Source organism: Phycicoccus sp. Soil802 (assembly GCF_001429605.1).
Classification (GTDB): Bacteria; Actinomycetota; Actinomycetes; order Actinomycetales; family Dermatophilaceae; genus Pedococcus.
This window is the reverse complement of record NZ_LMSS01000004.1, coordinates 228,612-242,791: the sequence shown is the minus strand read 5'-3', so window position 1 is coordinate 242,791 and position 14,180 is coordinate 228,612. Positions and strand designations below refer to the sequence as shown.

14 protein-coding genes are annotated in these 14,180 nt (G+C 72.3%); 1 reads left to right on the top strand and 13 read right to left on the bottom strand.

Annotated features, from left to right (window positions below):
* Nucleotides 1-17: 17 nt before the first annotated feature.
* The 10 genes from ASG91_RS10235 to ASG91_RS10190 all read right to left on the bottom strand — a co-directional run bounded on the left by ASG91_RS10235 (nucleotide 18) and on the right by ASG91_RS10190 (nucleotide 10,623).
* Complete coding sequence (locus ASG91_RS10235; protein WP_056922538.1) at nucleotides 18-842, bottom strand: alpha/beta fold hydrolase; 825 nt, start codon at nucleotides 840-842, stop codon at nucleotides 18-20.
* Nucleotides 839-2,449, bottom strand: coding sequence for a signal recognition particle protein (gene ffh / locus ASG91_RS10230; protein WP_056922537.1), 1,611 nt, complete (start codon nucleotides 2,447-2,449; stop codon nucleotides 839-841). The genes ASG91_RS10235 and ffh overlap by 4 nt, the downstream gene beginning before the upstream one ends.
* Nucleotides 2,450-2,561: 112 nt before the next feature.
* Entirely contained in the window at nucleotides 2,562-4,937 is a 2,376-nt protein-coding gene (locus tag ASG91_RS10225; RefSeq protein WP_235543895.1) for a [protein-PII] uridylyltransferase, read from the bottom strand.
* A gap of 277 nt (nucleotides 4,938-5,214) precedes the next feature.
* On the bottom strand, nucleotides 5,215-5,553 hold the full coding sequence (locus ASG91_RS10220; RefSeq protein WP_056922536.1) for a P-II family nitrogen regulator: 339 nt from the start codon (nucleotides 5,551-5,553) through the stop codon (nucleotides 5,215-5,217).
* Entirely contained in the window at nucleotides 5,550-6,968 is a 1,419-nt protein-coding gene (locus ASG91_RS10215; RefSeq protein WP_056922535.1) for an ammonium transporter, read from the bottom strand. The genes ASG91_RS10220 and ASG91_RS10215 overlap by 4 nt, the downstream gene beginning before the upstream one ends.
* A 107-nt stretch (nucleotides 6,969-7,075) precedes the next feature.
* On the bottom strand, nucleotides 7,076-8,026 hold the full coding sequence (locus ASG91_RS10210; RefSeq protein ID WP_056922534.1) for a hypothetical protein: 951 nt from the start codon (nucleotides 8,024-8,026) through the stop codon (nucleotides 7,076-7,078).
* 53 nt (nucleotides 8,027-8,079) lie between these two features.
* A complete protein-coding gene (locus ASG91_RS10205) occupies nucleotides 8,080-8,736 on the bottom strand; it encodes a maleylpyruvate isomerase N-terminal domain-containing protein (protein ID WP_056922533.1) in 657 nt (218 codons plus the stop codon).
* 9 nt (nucleotides 8,737-8,745) lie between these two features.
* On the bottom strand, nucleotides 8,746-9,729 hold the full coding sequence (locus ASG91_RS10200; RefSeq protein ID WP_157606293.1) for an HTTM domain-containing protein: 984 nt from the start codon (nucleotides 9,727-9,729) through the stop codon (nucleotides 8,746-8,748).
* A complete protein-coding gene (locus tag ASG91_RS10195) occupies nucleotides 9,726-10,187 on the bottom strand; it encodes a hypothetical protein (protein WP_157606291.1) in 462 nt (153 codons plus the stop codon). Before ASG91_RS10195 ends, ASG91_RS10200 begins: the two co-directional genes overlap by 4 nt.
* Before the next feature lie 79 nt (nucleotides 10,188-10,266).
* Nucleotides 10,267-10,623 (bottom strand): VOC family protein, encoded by a 357-nt coding sequence (locus tag ASG91_RS10190; RefSeq protein ID WP_056922530.1) that lies wholly within the window; start codon nucleotides 10,621-10,623, stop codon nucleotides 10,267-10,269.
* Nucleotides 10,624-10,695: 72 nt separating this feature from the next.
* Between ASG91_RS10190 and ASG91_RS10185 the strand changes: the two genes are divergently transcribed.
* Entirely contained in the window at nucleotides 10,696-11,067 is a 372-nt protein-coding gene (locus ASG91_RS10185; protein ID WP_082594072.1) for a hypothetical protein, read from the top strand.
* Between the two features lies 1 nt (nucleotide 11,068).
* Here ASG91_RS10185 and ASG91_RS10180 read toward each other — a convergent pair whose 3' ends face one another.
* From ASG91_RS10180 to ftsY, 3 genes are read right to left on the bottom strand one after another with little or no spacing between them, the layout of a single operon-like run.
* Nucleotides 11,069-11,899 (bottom strand): phosphotransferase, encoded by an 831-nt coding sequence (locus ASG91_RS10180; protein WP_056922529.1) that lies wholly within the window; start codon nucleotides 11,897-11,899, stop codon nucleotides 11,069-11,071.
* Nucleotides 11,896-12,954: a hypothetical protein gene (locus ASG91_RS10175; protein ID WP_157606290.1), complete on the bottom strand. Its 1,059-nt coding sequence runs from the start codon at nucleotides 12,952-12,954 to the stop codon at nucleotides 11,896-11,898. The genes ASG91_RS10180 and ASG91_RS10175 overlap by 4 nt, the downstream gene beginning before the upstream one ends.
* Complete coding sequence (ftsY, locus tag ASG91_RS10170) at nucleotides 12,947-14,170, bottom strand: signal recognition particle-docking protein FtsY (RefSeq protein WP_056922527.1); 1,224 nt, start codon at nucleotides 14,168-14,170, stop codon at nucleotides 12,947-12,949. The genes ASG91_RS10175 and ftsY overlap by 8 nt, the downstream gene beginning before the upstream one ends.
* Nucleotides 14,171-14,180 lie beyond the last annotated feature (10 nt).

The window sequence follows — 14,180 nt, the reverse complement described above, 5'->3', positions numbered from 1 at the left end:
CCAAGCAACAAGACGGCCTACGTGGGGCCGGTGTGGGCGAAGCGGCGCAACGCCTCGACGATGATCTCCGGGGCGTCCGTGTGCACCCAGTGCGTGGCCCCCTTGACCGTCAGCTGCCGCACCTTCGGGAACAGCGCGCGCATGGCGGGGAGGTCCTCGTCGATGATGTAGGTCGACTCCGACCCCGAGACCCACAGCACCGGACCCGGGTAGGGCCGGAGCCCGGCCGCGAGGTCGGGCCACGCCGCGATCACCGAGCCGGTCCCCTTCGCCGCGTCGGCAGCGAACAGCTCGAGGTTGGCCTGCCACCGCCACGAGTCGCCGTCGCGGCGCAGGTTCTGGAGCAGGAACGCCTTCACGCCGGGGTTCGGCTCCTCGAACCGCACCTCGGCATCGGCGCGGTTGGCCAGCTCGCCCAACGGGAGCCGCTGCATCTCCTCGATGTAGCCGCTGAACCGCTCCAGGCTGCCGTAGCTCTTCGGCGCGATGTCCACGACGACCAGGCGCGACACCAGCTCCGGGTGCTGGAGGGCGAGCAGCATCGCGGTCTTGCCACCCAGCGAGTGACCCACGACGACCCAGGGTGTCTCGGCGTCGATGCCGCGCAGGGTGTCGGCGACAGCCGCGGCATAGCCCTCGAAGGAGAACTCCTGCGACCACGGGGACCGGCCGTGGTCCGGGAGGTCGACCAGGGTGCTGCGCGCACCGGTGCCGTCGGGTCCCGCGAGCGCCTTGGCGATCTGTGACCAGTTGCGGCCCTGTCCGAAAAGCCCGTGCAGGAAGGCGATTCGCGGTCCGGCCGTGCCGATCGACAGGGTGTGCAGCGGCGCTGCCTGGCTCACCTGCCGAGGAACTTCTCGAAGCCCGCGGGCAGCTGGTTGGGGTCGAGGTCAGCCGGTAGGCCGCCGTCCCCGGCCGGTGCGCCGAACGCTGAGCCACCGCCCCCGGTCCGGGCTGACGACGCCTTCTGGGCGGCCGCCCGCTCCTCGGCCGCGCGCTTGGCGGGGTTGCCGGACTTGGACTTCTTGCGCTGGGGCTGCTGCTGGCGGCCCCTCTTGCCACCGCCCATGCCGGGCATCCCGGGCATCCCCGGGATGCCACCGCCGCGGGCGAGCTGCTTCATCATCTTCTGGGCCTCGGTGAACCGCTCGAGCAGGGCGTTCACCTCGGACACCTCGACCCCCGAACCCTTGGCGATGCGCAGCCGCCGCGAGCCGTTGATCTGCTTGGAGTGGGTGCGCTCGAACGGCGTCATCGACCGCACCATCGCCTCGATGCGGTCGAACTCGCGCGGGTCGAGGTTGTCGAGCTGGGCCTTCATCTGGCCCATGCCCGGCATCATGCCGAGCATCGCCTTCATGCCGCCCATCTTCTTGAGCGCCGACATCTGCTGCAGGAAGTCGTCGAAGGTGAAGTCCTCCTCGGCGAGGAACTTGCGCTGCATCTCCTGCGCCTGGCTGGCGTCGAAGGCCTTCTCGGCCTGCTCGATGAGGGTGAGCACGTCGCCCATGTCGAGGATGCGGGAGGCCATCCGGTCGGGGTGGAAGACCTCGAAGTCCTTCACACCCTCGCCGGTGCTGGCGAACATGATCGGGCGCCCGGTGACCGAGGCGACCGAGAGCGCTGCGCCACCGCGGGCGTCGCCGTCGAGCTTGGACAGCACGACACCCGTGAAGTCGACGCCCGCCTGGAACGCTAGGGCAGTGTCGACCGCGGCCTGGCCGATCATCGCGTCGATGACGAAGAGGACCTCGTCGGGCGAGATGGCAGCGCGGATGTCGGCGGCCTGCTGCATGAGGTTCTCGTCGACGGCCAGGCGGCCGGCGGTGTCGACGATGACGACGTCGTGTTGGGCGCGACGAGCCTGCTCGATGCCGGCTCGGGAGACGGAGACCGGGTCGCCGAACGAGCGCGTCCCCTCCCCCGTCGGGCCGACGGCGTCGTGCCCGCCGACGTTGCCGCGCTCGGGGGCGAACACCGGCACGCCGGCCCGCTCACCGACGACCTCGAGCTGGGTCACCGCGTTGGGACGCTGGAGGTCGGCCGCCACGAGGATCGGGGTGTGGCCCTGCTCCTTGAGCCACCGGGCGAGCTTGCCCGCCAGGGTCGTCTTACCGGCACCCTGCAGACCCGCCAGCATGATCACCGTGGGCGGGTTCTTGGCGAACTGGATCGTCCGGGTCGCACCGCCGAGGATGTCGACGAGCTCCTCGTTGACGATCTTCACGACCTGCTGAGCCGGGTTCAGGGCGCCGGACACCTCGGCCCCGAGGGCGCGCTCGCGCACCGCGGAGGTGAACTTCTTCACCACCGGCAGCGAGACGTCGGCGTCGAGCAGCGCGAGCCGGATGTCGCGGACCGTCGCGTTGACGTCGGACTCGGACAGCCGCCCCTTGCCCCGAAGGTTCTTGAAGGTGGCTGTCAGGCGGTCGGAGAGTGAGGTGAACACGCGCCCAAGGTTAATCGACCCCAGGTCGCGTGCCGGACACGGCGCCAGAAGGTGGTCGGCGTGCAGGTATCCCTCCAATTGGACGGATACCTGCACGCGGGGACGGCGGCTCCTAGCCGGGAGTGGCGCCGTCGCAGGTGTCGATGACCATGGCCACCGTCTGCGCGACCTTGGCCGGCGACAGGAGGCGACCACCGAACTCGGTGACGTAGAAGGTGTCCAGCGTCTGACCGGCATACGTGGCGATGTGCGCGGAGCGCACCGAGAGGCCGGCCTTGGCGAACCCCATGCCGAGCTCGTGCAGCAGGCCGGGGCGGTCCTGTGCGCGCACCTCGATGACGGTGGCCTCCTCGGACGCGTGCGGCACCACGAGGGCGCGAGCCTGGCCGGGCGACCCGGTGCCGGACTCGGCGCTCGGGCGGGCGGCGAACTGGCGGCGCCGTTCGAGCAGGCCGAGCGGGGCCCGGTCGCCCTGCGCCAGCCGCTCGAGGCCGCGGACGATCCGCTCCTCGTGCGGTGGCTCACCGCTCGGGCTCTCGACGTGCCACTCGTTGGCAGCGACGCCGTCGATCGTGCGCAGGATCGCGGTGCGGACCACCAGCCCGTATGCCGCGAGCAGCCCTGCGGTGTCGGCGAACAGTCCCAGCCGGTCGCGGTCGAAGACGTCGATGCGGTAGGACCCACCCTGCGGCCGGATGATGACCCGAGGGTCGCCCGAGGCCACGGAGCGCAGGTCGTCCTCGTCGACAGTCGCGGTCTCGGCCGGCGGTGGCACGGCACCTTCCTCCCAGCCCTTGCGGGCCCCCTCGGCGAGCTGGCTCAACAAGGTCGCCCGCCAGTCGGTCCAGGCCGCCGGCCCGGCGGCACTGGCGTCGGCCTCGGTGAGGGCGACGAGGAGGTCGAAGACCTCGCGCGACCCGCCCACGGCGGCCCGCGCGGCGGTGACGGTGCCGGCGTCCTGGTGGTCGCGGCGGGTGGCGAGGTCGATGAGCGTGAGGTGCTCACGGACCAGGGTCGTGACGACCTCGACGTCCGCGGCGGGGTAACCCAGACGCGTGGCGATCGCCTTGGCCAGCGGCGCGCCCGTGGCGGAGTGGTCGTGCGCCCCGCGGATCTTGCCGATGTCGTGCAGCAGTGCGGCGAGCAGCAGCAGGTCGGCGCGGGTGACGCTGCGTACCAGTCCGCCGGCGAGGACGACGGTCTCGATGAGGTGCCGGTCGACGGTGTGGCGGTGAACCGCGCTGCGCTGCGGCCGGGACCGCACCGCCGCCCACTCCGGCAGCCAGCGGTCGATGATGCCGGCCTGGTCGAGGCCCTCCCAGACCCCGATCAGCCCAGGGCCGGTCGCGAGCAGGTCGGCGAAGAGGTCACGGGCGATCTCGGGCCACGGCTCGCTGAGGGTGGGGGCCTGTCCGGCCAGGTTGGCCAGCGTGGTGGGCGCGATCGGCAGGTTGGCCCGTGCGGCAACCACGGCGGCACGCAGGGGCAGCAGGGCGTCGGTGGAGAGGGTGCTGCGCGGGCCGAGGACGACCTCCCCGTCGTGCTCGAACATGCCGAACCCCAAGGGGTTCAGCTGCGGTCGGCGCGGTCCCACCCGCAGGGTACGAGCCCGCTGGGACTGCCCGGCGCGGCGGACCGTGCCGTCGAGCGCGTAGGCGATCGTGCGACCGGCATCGGCCACCGACGTCATCAGCTCGTCGGAGTCCGTGTGGCCCAGGAGCGCGGAGACGGCGTCGTGGTCCTCCCGGGTGAGCCGGTCGCGACCCCGGCCGGTCACCACGTGCACGGCGTCGCGCACGTCGAGGAGGGTCTGGTGCGCCTCGTCCACCCCGACGTGCGGCCGGTCGGTCAGCCACGCGGCCACGAGGGCGCTGAGCACCGTCATGTCGCGCAGGCCGCCGTGGGCGTCCTTGAGGTCGGGTTCGAGGCTCTGGGCCAGCTCGCCGTGGCGGGCGTGCCTCGCCTTGAGGATGTCGACCAGCTGCGGGAGCCGGCGGCGGGCGTTCGCGCGCCAGTCGTGCGAGACCGTCGAGCGTGCGGCGGCCACGACCTCGGGGTCGCCCGCCACGCACTGCAGGTCGAGCAGCCCGACGGCCGCGGTCAGGTCGCCCGAAGCCACCGTGCGGCACTGGTTGACCGTGCGGACGGCGTGGTCGAGCTTCACGCCTGCGTCCCACACGGGGTACCAGACGCGGTCGGCCAGGCCCCGCAGGTCGTCGCCGCTCAGGGAGCGGCCGTAGTGCAGGAGCACCAGGTCCACGTCGCTGAGGGGACCGGCGTCACCGCGGGCCAGGCTGCCGACCGAGGCCAGCGCGATGCCTTCGGTGGGTTTGCCGTCGAGGGCCTGGGTCCACACTTGGGAGAGCCAGTCGCGGGTCAGGCTGGCGATGGCGTCACGGCGCACAGGGCCCGCTCCCGGGGCATCGAAGCCCCTGGCCCCCGCCAGGTCCAGGCGGCGGGCCGCCAGGTCGGTCTCCTCGATCGTCACATCACCACCGTGCCCTCTCGACGTTTCCGAACGTGCGCCTCCGTGTTACGCCTGTGTTAGACGTCTGAGGTCATTTGCATTGGGTCGCCGCGTTTCACGTCCGGCCACCTGTGCTCGACGCGGCCCACTTCTGGCCATGGGTGCCTCACCAGAACCCCGTTTCCTGGTTCCGCTGCCACACCCGTGGCCAGAAGTCGGGGGTGGTGGGTATGCCGCGTGGACGCGACGGTGCCCGGGACCGCGCGCGGTCCCGGGCACCGACGGTGCGGCTGGTCGGTCAGAGGGCGTCGACTCCACGCTCTCCGGTGCGGACCCGGACCACGTCCTCGACCGGGACGGTCCAGATCTTGCCGTCACCGATCCGGCCGGTCTGGGCGGCCTTGAGGATGACGTCGGCCACCGAGGTGGCGTCGATGTCGTCCACGAGGACCTCGACCCGCACCTTCGGCACGAAGTCGACGGTGTACTCGGCGCCGCGGTAGACCTCGCTGTGGCCACGCTGGCGGCCGTAGCCGGACGCCTCGCTGACGGTCATTCCGGAGATTCCGTAGGCCTCCAGGGCCTCCTTCACCTCGTCGAGCTGGTGGGGCTTGATGATGGCGGTCACGAGCTTCATGCGGACGCTCCCTCAGGGGTCTTGGCAGGCTTGGCGGACGAGGTCGAGACTGCACCGGGGGAGCCGAACCGGCCGCCGGTGAAGCCGCTGAGCTCGTAGGCCGACTCACCGTGCTCGCTCTGGTCGATCCCGTCGGACTCGACGTCCTCGGTGACCCTCCAGCCCAGGGTGTACTTCAGGGCCAGGGCGATCACTGCGGTCAGGATGCCACTGATGAGCAGCGACGCGATGGCGATGATGGCCTGCACGACGAGCTGCTTGGCGCCACCGCCGTAGAACAGGCCAGACCCGGTGGCGAGCAGGCCCGCACCGATGGTGCCCCAGAGACCGGCGACCAGGTGGACACCCACCACGTCGAGGCTGTCGTCGTAGCCGAAGCGGTACTTCAGGCCCACGGCCAGGGCGGACAGGCCACCCGCGACCACACCGAGGATCAGGGAGCCGACGGGCGACAGCGCGCCACAGGCCGGGGTGATGGCGACCAGGCCGGCGACGACGCCCGAGGCGCCACCGATCGACGTGGCGTGACCGTCACGGATCTTCTCCACGAGCAGCCAGCCGAGCATCGCGGCGCAGGTGGCGGCGGTGGTGTTCAGCCAGACCGTCGAGGCCAGGCCGTCCGCGGCGAGCTCGGAGCCCGCGTTGAAGCCGAACCAGCCGAACCACAGCAGGCCGGCGCCGAGCATGACGACCGGCACGTTGTGCGGTCGCATCGCCTGGGTGCCGAAGCCGAGCCGCTTGCCGACGATCAGGGCCAGCACGAGGCCGGCGATACCGGCGTTGATGTGGACCACCGTGCCACCGGCGAAGTCGATCGGGAGCACGTTGGCGACGCCGTCGGTCGCACCGAAGATCTTCGAGGACAGGCCGCCCTCGGCGCCGGAGAGGACGCCACCGCCCCACACCATGTGGGAGATCGGGAAGTAGACGATGGTGGCCCAGATGCCGGAGAAGACGAGCCAGGTGGAGAACTTGACGCGATCAGCGACGGCGCCGCTGATCAGCGCGACCGTGATCACGGCGAAGGTGAGCTGGAACCCGACGAACACGGTCTCGGGGATGAACACGTCCACGCCGAACACGTCGATCAGGCGCGAGCCGTCCGCACCGATGACGTTCTTGAGGCCGAACAGGTGGAAGGGGTTGGTGAACAGGCCACCGACGTCGCCGGTGCCGTCCTGCAGGTTGCCGAAGGACATGGAGTAGCCCCACAACACGTAGATGACACCGACGACGCCGAGCGCCCCGAACGACATCATGATCATGTTGAGGACGGACTTGGCTCGCGTCATTCCGCCGTAGAACAGCGCGAGACCGGGGGTCATGAGCAGGACCATCGAGGCGGCGACGAGCATGAACGCGGTCGCGGCCTCGTTGATCGTGGGGTCTGCCGCTGGCAGAAGTGCTGGAGTCATGGCCAGAACTCTGACCGGCGGGCGTTTCAGGGCGTGCCCGAGTTTGTTACAGCCGTGTTAGCGGATCCTCACATCCGTAAGGATCAGGTTTCGGACCGCAGCCGGTCTCACATCGTGGGAGCGGCGGCACGCGCGAGGTACCGCTGACCCAGGGAGGTCAGCTCGTCGTCCTCCACCAGCTCGCCGAACCGCACCAGGGCAGTGGCCGGGGCCCGCAGCGCCTCCCACTGCTCGCTGTCCACGAGGATGTCGCACAACATGATCTGCAGGTCGGGCGCGACGGGCCGGCCGGTGCGCTCGGACGCGCTGATGGCCTCCCCGAGCAGGGCCGCCGCCGTCGTCGAGTCGCCGCCCTGCCACAGCACGATCGCCTCGACCTCGGCCAGCGCGACGCGCAGCTCGACGGTCGCGTGGGCATGGACGAGTCGGCGAGCCCGGTCGAGGGCGTCCGGGGCCCGAGGGTCTCCGGCCGCTGACAGTGCCCGTGCGGCCAGGACTGCCGCCTCGGCCGCCCAGCCCGGGTCGCCAGCCTGCTCGTAGAGGTGCGAGGCCCGCAACACGAGCACCGGCCCCTCCTCGGGCGGCGCGACCTGGGCCAGTCCCATCAGTCCGCCAGCGGCATGGCCAGGCTCCCCCAGGGCCTGCAGCTGCTCGACGTAGCCGCGCCCGGCTGCCAGTGCGTCCGGGTCGCCGAGCAGCACCTCCACCGGCACCAGCGCGACGTGGCAGCGCAGGGTCTCGATCTCGTCGTCGGCCAGCACCGCCGCGCCCAGGGCGTCGCTCAGCACCTGCGCCGCAGCGGGGTGGCCGGCCCCGAACAGGATCTGGCCGAGGCGCCGGTCGAGCACGGCCTGCATGGTCAGCTCGGCCGGGTCGGTCAGCGGCAGCAGCTCGGCGCGGGCCTGCGCCCAGCCGTGCACGAGGTGGTCCATCCGGATCGGGTCGTGCGCGTCGGCCGCCGCGAGGAGGGCGTCGTGGTAGCCCGTGACATCGTCCGGGAGGGACGCCGCGGCCTCTGCCAGCACGGCCGCGGGCAGGCGCTCTTGGTCTGGCTGCACGGCGTCGACGATAGCGCGCGGACCGCCGGGGTATGCCGCGTGGTGCCCTCGCGTCAGAACGCCGAGATCGTGCCGGGGGCCCGCTGCGGGCGGCTCAGGCCGCGGACCACGGCGGTCTGCCCGTGTCGACGCACGGCGACCCCGGTGAGCAGGGCCAGCACCGGGCCGACCACGTCGTCGGGGTAGGTCGGGGTGTCGACCCCGACGCTCGCTGCGAGGTCGTCGCCGTGCACCACCATCTCCATCATCCGGGTCGTGAGGAAGTCCTCGGTGGACAGCGCCCAGCCCTGCCACGGGATGAAGATCGTGTCGGGTCGGCGCGGGGCAGCGAGGAGGGCCGGGAGGTCCGTGGCCCACTCGCGGCCGAGCTCGAGCACCACGTCGGGACCGACCCCAGCTGCTTCGTTGTCGCCCTCGCGGATCGACACGTTGACGTCGTCGTCCGGGGCTGCCTCCACCCAGGCGGCCCGCGCGTAGTGCTCCTGCAGCCGGATCACCGGGGCATCCGCAGGGGCCGCGTCCGGCGCCGTCCGCAACCCCGTCACGGTGTTGCCGGCCTGCTTGAGCAGGTGGTGCGCGAGCCCCCCCACGGTCATCCCGGCGCAGGCGCTCTCGCGGCCCCAAGCGTCGCGCACCTCCGGGCGAGCAGCGAGGTCGATGCTCAGGTCGACGGCGGACAGGAAGGCGGCGACGCGCTCGGCTCGGCTCACGGGACGACCCTAACCGGCGGCACCGACGGGGGCACGGCTCGAGCGGTCGGCGTCGCGAGGGGGCGACGAGTCCCCTTCAGGTGGCGTGGGCGCAGGTCCGCCACGAAGGCGCGCGAACCGCTCGCCGAGCCACGCGGCATACCGCTCGAGGGGGAGGAAGGCGAGCATCATCACGAGGTGAGGCCAGAACGCGATGGTGATGGCGCCGTAGGTCATGGCGTGGAAGACGAACCAGCCACCCACGGCACGGCGTCGCCACTTCTCGGACAGCAGGAAGATCACCGGCGAGGTGAGCTCGGCCCCCATCAGCACCCACTGGAACCAGTGCAGGGTCCAGGGCACCTCGAGCAGCCACTGCGCCATCGGCGTGCCGCGTCGGACGACCGCCCGGACCATGGTCGCCGAGTTGACCCAGTCCCAGCCGCCGAAGCGGACCTTGGCCCACGAGGAGAGGAAGTAGGTCGCCACCGCGGCCAGCTGCACCGCGCGCAGGGCGAAGCCGGCCGCCTCGCTGCGTCGCTGGTCGGACAGGTGCGCCAACCCGACCGTCGGCAGCAGGGCGAGGGCGACCACGAAGTCGGCCCGGTCGTGGTCGACCTTGCCGTAGGAGAACGCGACGTACTGGTACCAGACCCACCCGACGGCCACGGCCCAGCCGAGCACCCGGGGCGCGCGACCGGTCATCGCAGCCAGGGCGGCGACGACACAGCCCCACTTGAGGACCTGCACGAGCAGCACTGAGGCCGCAGGCAGGTGCAGCACCTTCCCCATCACGAGTGGCTCGTACCAGACCGGGTCGGCGTAGCCGTGGTACCAGCCGGAGGTGTGCAGGAGGACCACGTCGACGATGACGAACGCGAAGACGAGCACCCGCAGCGCCGCGACCCGCGACAGCGGCATCGGCGCGAACAGCCAGCCGGAGAACCGCCGACCCACGCCCCGCCCCAGCCGGGTCAGGGCGGTCACGGCCGACCCGGCAGTCCCCGTGCTCACGGCGCCTCCCACTGCGCGAGCACCTCGGTGCGCACCTCGCCGGTCGGCTTGCGGTCGACCACGACGATGAGCCGACGCACGACGCGCAGGGCGGTCCACTCCGCGGAGGTGGGCCGGAGCTGGGCGTGGCTGCGGGCGAGGGTGCCGAGGCGCGACGGGTCGGCCTCGATCTGCGGGATCCGCCCCTCGACCTCGGCCCGGTTGAGCCCGACGTTCTCGGGGGTCAGCGGCGCCCGCACCCACTGCCCCGGGGCGTCGGCGGTCTGCACCTCGATTCCGGTCGACCAGACCGATCCGGTGGCAGCCTGCGAGGTCGAGAACATCCGCCACGGGCCGAACGGCCACCAGTGGTCGTCGCCCACGAGCGACCCCGCACAGAACAGGACGGCGAGGGCGAGGACGACAGCTGCGCGCCACGCCTTCGCCACCCGACCGAGTCGATCCACCCCCGTCTGCACGCGCTCAGGCTAGGCCATTGGGCTGGCCGTCCGGCCGACCTGCGGGCCGACCCGCGACGGCCCGACGACCGAGGCCGGGTCAGGCGGTCGACCACACCCCGAGCTCGTTGCCGGCGGGGTCACGGAAGTAGAACCGCCGCCCACCGGGGAACTCGTAGGGCTCGCGAGCGATCGTGCCGCCGGCCTCGCGGACCCGGGTCACGGTCGAGTCGAGGTCGTCGGAGTAGAGCAGCACGAGGGCGCCGCCGGGGCCGGGCTGTCCCTCGGGGTTGAGCCCGCCGACCTCCCCCTCCCCAGCCGGGGCGCGGATGCCGGCGTACTCGCCGCCGTAGTCGTTGAACTCCCAGCCGAAGGCGGCGGAGTAGAAGTCACGCGCGGCGCCGAGGTCGGGGGCCGCGAGCTCGATGTAGTCGATGGTGTGGTGTGTCTGGGCCATCCCGCCACGCTAGCCACGACCCCCGACAGCCACGACCCCGACAGCCGCGACCGACGGTGGCACGATGGCGGCATGTCCGACGGCTCGCTGTGGTCCATCCGCTCGCCCGGCTCGATCCTGTCGATCGGCTCCGAGGGGTCGATCCTCTCGGTCGGCAGCATCGGTTCGGTCGCGTCCATCGCCAGCATCGGCTCGTTCGCCTCGCTGGGCTCGGTCGGGTCGGCGATGTCGATGGGTTCGGCGCTGTCGTTCCAGAGCACGGGGTCGGTCCTGTCGGGCCAGTCGAGCTCTTCGCTCCTCTCGTGGCAGTCGGGGCGGAGCGTGCGCTCCGCACAGTCCCGTGGTGAGCTGCCGGCGATGCGCATGCCGCTCGTGGCCGCCGGCGCCACGGTCCTCGCCGGGGTCGCCTACCTCGCGATCCGAGGCGCCCGCGCGACCCGTTGACCTACGAGATCGCCGCCGCGAACAGCTCGCGCCGCTGCCCGAACCACTCGGCATCGAGCAGGGGTCGCTCGGCGTGCCCCTCGGCGACCATCCGCACGAAGGCCGGGTCCCCTTGCGCCGCAAGGTCTTCCAGTGTGCGCGACTGCTCTGTCATGCGGCGCAGCACCGCGTCGGGCACCTCCGCCCGCAGGGACGCGTCCGCGGCATACCCGTCGAGCACCGCCGCGAACTTGTGCAGCCGCTCGGACAACGGCACCCCGCCCATCTCGCGACGCACCGCTGCGTCGTCGTGCCACAGCGGTGTCCAGGACCAGAGCACGTAGGCGAGGTCCTCGACCGGCCGACCCGGGGAGGCGAAGTCGAAGTCGATGACCGCGAACGAGTCGTCGGGTCGCAGCACGGTGTTGTAGGTGCCCACGTCGTGGTGCACCACCACCTCACCCGCGGCCAGGGCGCGACCGGGCACGACACGCCACGGCAGGGCCGGGTCGGGCTCGAACCCCGCCTGCGCCTCGTGGAACGCCCGCAGCCAGGCGCCGATGGCGCGGCAGGCCGCCACGGTCCGGAACGGCGGTGCCAGCGCCTCCGGGCCCAGCGTCCCCGCCTGCCCCTCCAGGTATGCCGCGACCTCGCGTCCCTGCGCATCGGTGCCGAGCGCTCGCGGTGCGGCGTCGAAGCCGACCGACTCGAGGTGGTCGAGCAGGGCGTGCACGGCCGGCGTCCAGTGCCCGGCCTGCCTGCGGACGGTGTCACCCACCCGGACGACCACGCCGGTGTTGCCGCCGCCGAGGATCTCCTCCTGGGACGCGGGGTCCCGGCGACCGCTGGTCATCGCCGGCGCCGCCTCGGGACGCGGGTGACGAGGAAGGCGATCAGCACCAGGCCGGCCAGCGCAGCCAGACCGGCGACCAGCTCCCCACGGTTCACCATCAGCGGCAGGCCGTCGTCGCCGGCCGTGCCGGAGTGGCGAGTGGCCGCTGGCCCGGTCGGGACCGTCGACGGAATGGCCGCCGGGTCGGACGACGGGGTCGTCGGGGTGGCGGTGGCGGTCGAGGTGCTCGGCAGCTGCGGCAGGGCGATCTCCTGGACGCGGGAGTCCTTGCCCTCGCTGCCCACCAGCAGGCCGGCCCCTCCCGGGGCGATGGCCAGGGTCTCCCCTTGCGGCTGGAGCGGGAGCAGGGTGGTGAGCTGCTCGGTCCACGTACGGGGGTCGAGCAGGTGGAGCGAGGTGTAGGTCCGGACGGCCAGCGCGGAGCCATCGGGCAGGAAGACGGCGTCGGTCGCGGTCGAGGGTGCCGGCCCCACGCGGGTCAGCCGGTTCACCCCCTGACGGCTCGGTGCGGTCGGGAGGGCGTAGACGCCGCCCGGCCGACCCTTGGTGACGACGAGCACGCGACCGGTCCGAGGGTCGACGGCGAGGGCCTCGGCGTCGTGCGGCCCGTCCGGGTAGCTCAGCTCCCACGATGCCGGTCCACCACGTGAGCCGGACGTCTTCCCCAGCTCCGGCTCGTCGAACCAGTAGATCCGCACGACCGTGCGGGATGCGCTGTTGTCACCGATGTCGGCGACCAGCATCCGAGCTTGCGGCGTGACCGCAAGGGCCTCGACGTCCCGGACCGGGGCGTCGAAGGTGTGCGCCCCGACCGTCGCGCCGGTGCGGGTGTCGACGGCGAAGACCCTCGCGGAGTCGCCGGAGTCGTTGACGGTCCAGACCGTGTGAGCGTGGCGCACGCTCAGGGCCAGCCCGGACGACTCGCTGATCCGGGCGTCCTCGAACCGGAAGTCCACGCGCGGCTGCTCGGCCGCGACCGCCGGGGCGGCGGCACACGGCATACCCACCGCCGCAGCGGCGAGCACGGCGGTCACGAGCAGGCGAAGCTCAGGCAAGGAGCGCGTCGACGAAGGCCTCGGGGTCGAACGGCGCGAGGTCGTCCGGCCCCTCGCCCAGGCCCACCAGCTTGACCGGCACCCCGAGCTTGCGCTGGACGGAGACCACGATGCCGCCCTTGGCCGTGCCGTCGAGCTTCGTGAGCACGATGCCGGTGACGTCGACGACCTCGGCGAAGACCTCCGCCTGCCGCAGGCCGTTCTGGCCGGTCGTGGCGTCGAGGACCAGCAGCACCTCGTCGATCGGGCTCTGCTTCTCGATGACGCGCTTGACCTTGCGCAGCTCGTCCATCAGGCCGACCTTGTTGTGCAGCCGGCCCGCGGTGTCGATGAGCACGACATCGGCCTCGAGCTCGGCAGCCGCCTTGACGGCGTCGAACGCGACGGCTGCCGGGTCGGCGCCGTCCCGGTCGGAGCGCACGGTGGGCACGCCGACGCGGGCACCCCAGGTCTCCAGCTGGTCGGCGGCAGCGGCCCGGAAGGTGTCGGCAGCGCCGAGCACGACGTCCTTCTCCTCGGCGACGAGCACGCGGGCCAGCTTGCCGACGGTCGTGGTCTTGCCGGTGCCGTTGACGCCGACGACCATGACCACCGCCGGGCGCCCGTCGACGCGGGAGCTGACGACGGTGCGGTCGAGGGTGGGGTCGACGAGTCGCAGCAGGTCCTCCCGGAGCCAGCCGCGGACGGTCGCCTCGTCGGTCGTGCCCTCGACCTTCACGCGGGCGCGCAGCGACTCGACGAGCTCGGTGCTGGCCTCGACGCCGAGGTCGGACGCGATGAGGGTGTCCTCGACCTCCTCCCAGGCCTCCTCGTCGAGCCGGCCCCGCGACAGCAGGGCGAGCAGGCCCTGCCCGAGGGCGGTGTTCGACCGCGCCAGGCGGGCCCGGAGCCGCTGCAGGCGACCAGCCGGCGCGTCGGGGCGGTCCAGCGTCGGGGTCGGCGCGGGCGAGGGCAGTGCCTCGTCGACCGGGGTGGGGAGGGTGTCGACCGAGCCGGCGTCCTCGATGGACCGCTTCGGGGCGTCCCGGGGCGGTTCCGCGTCGTCGCCCACACCGGGCAGGACGTCGCGGTCGCGCGTCGGTGTCGTCGGTGACGGCGCGGACTTCGGGCGGCCTCCGCGGCCCCGAACGAGTCCGAGCAGCACCCCTCCGAGGATGACGAGGAGCCCGACGGCGACGGCAATCCATTCCCACAGCTGATCGATCACGCGCGCCATCCTCCCCCAT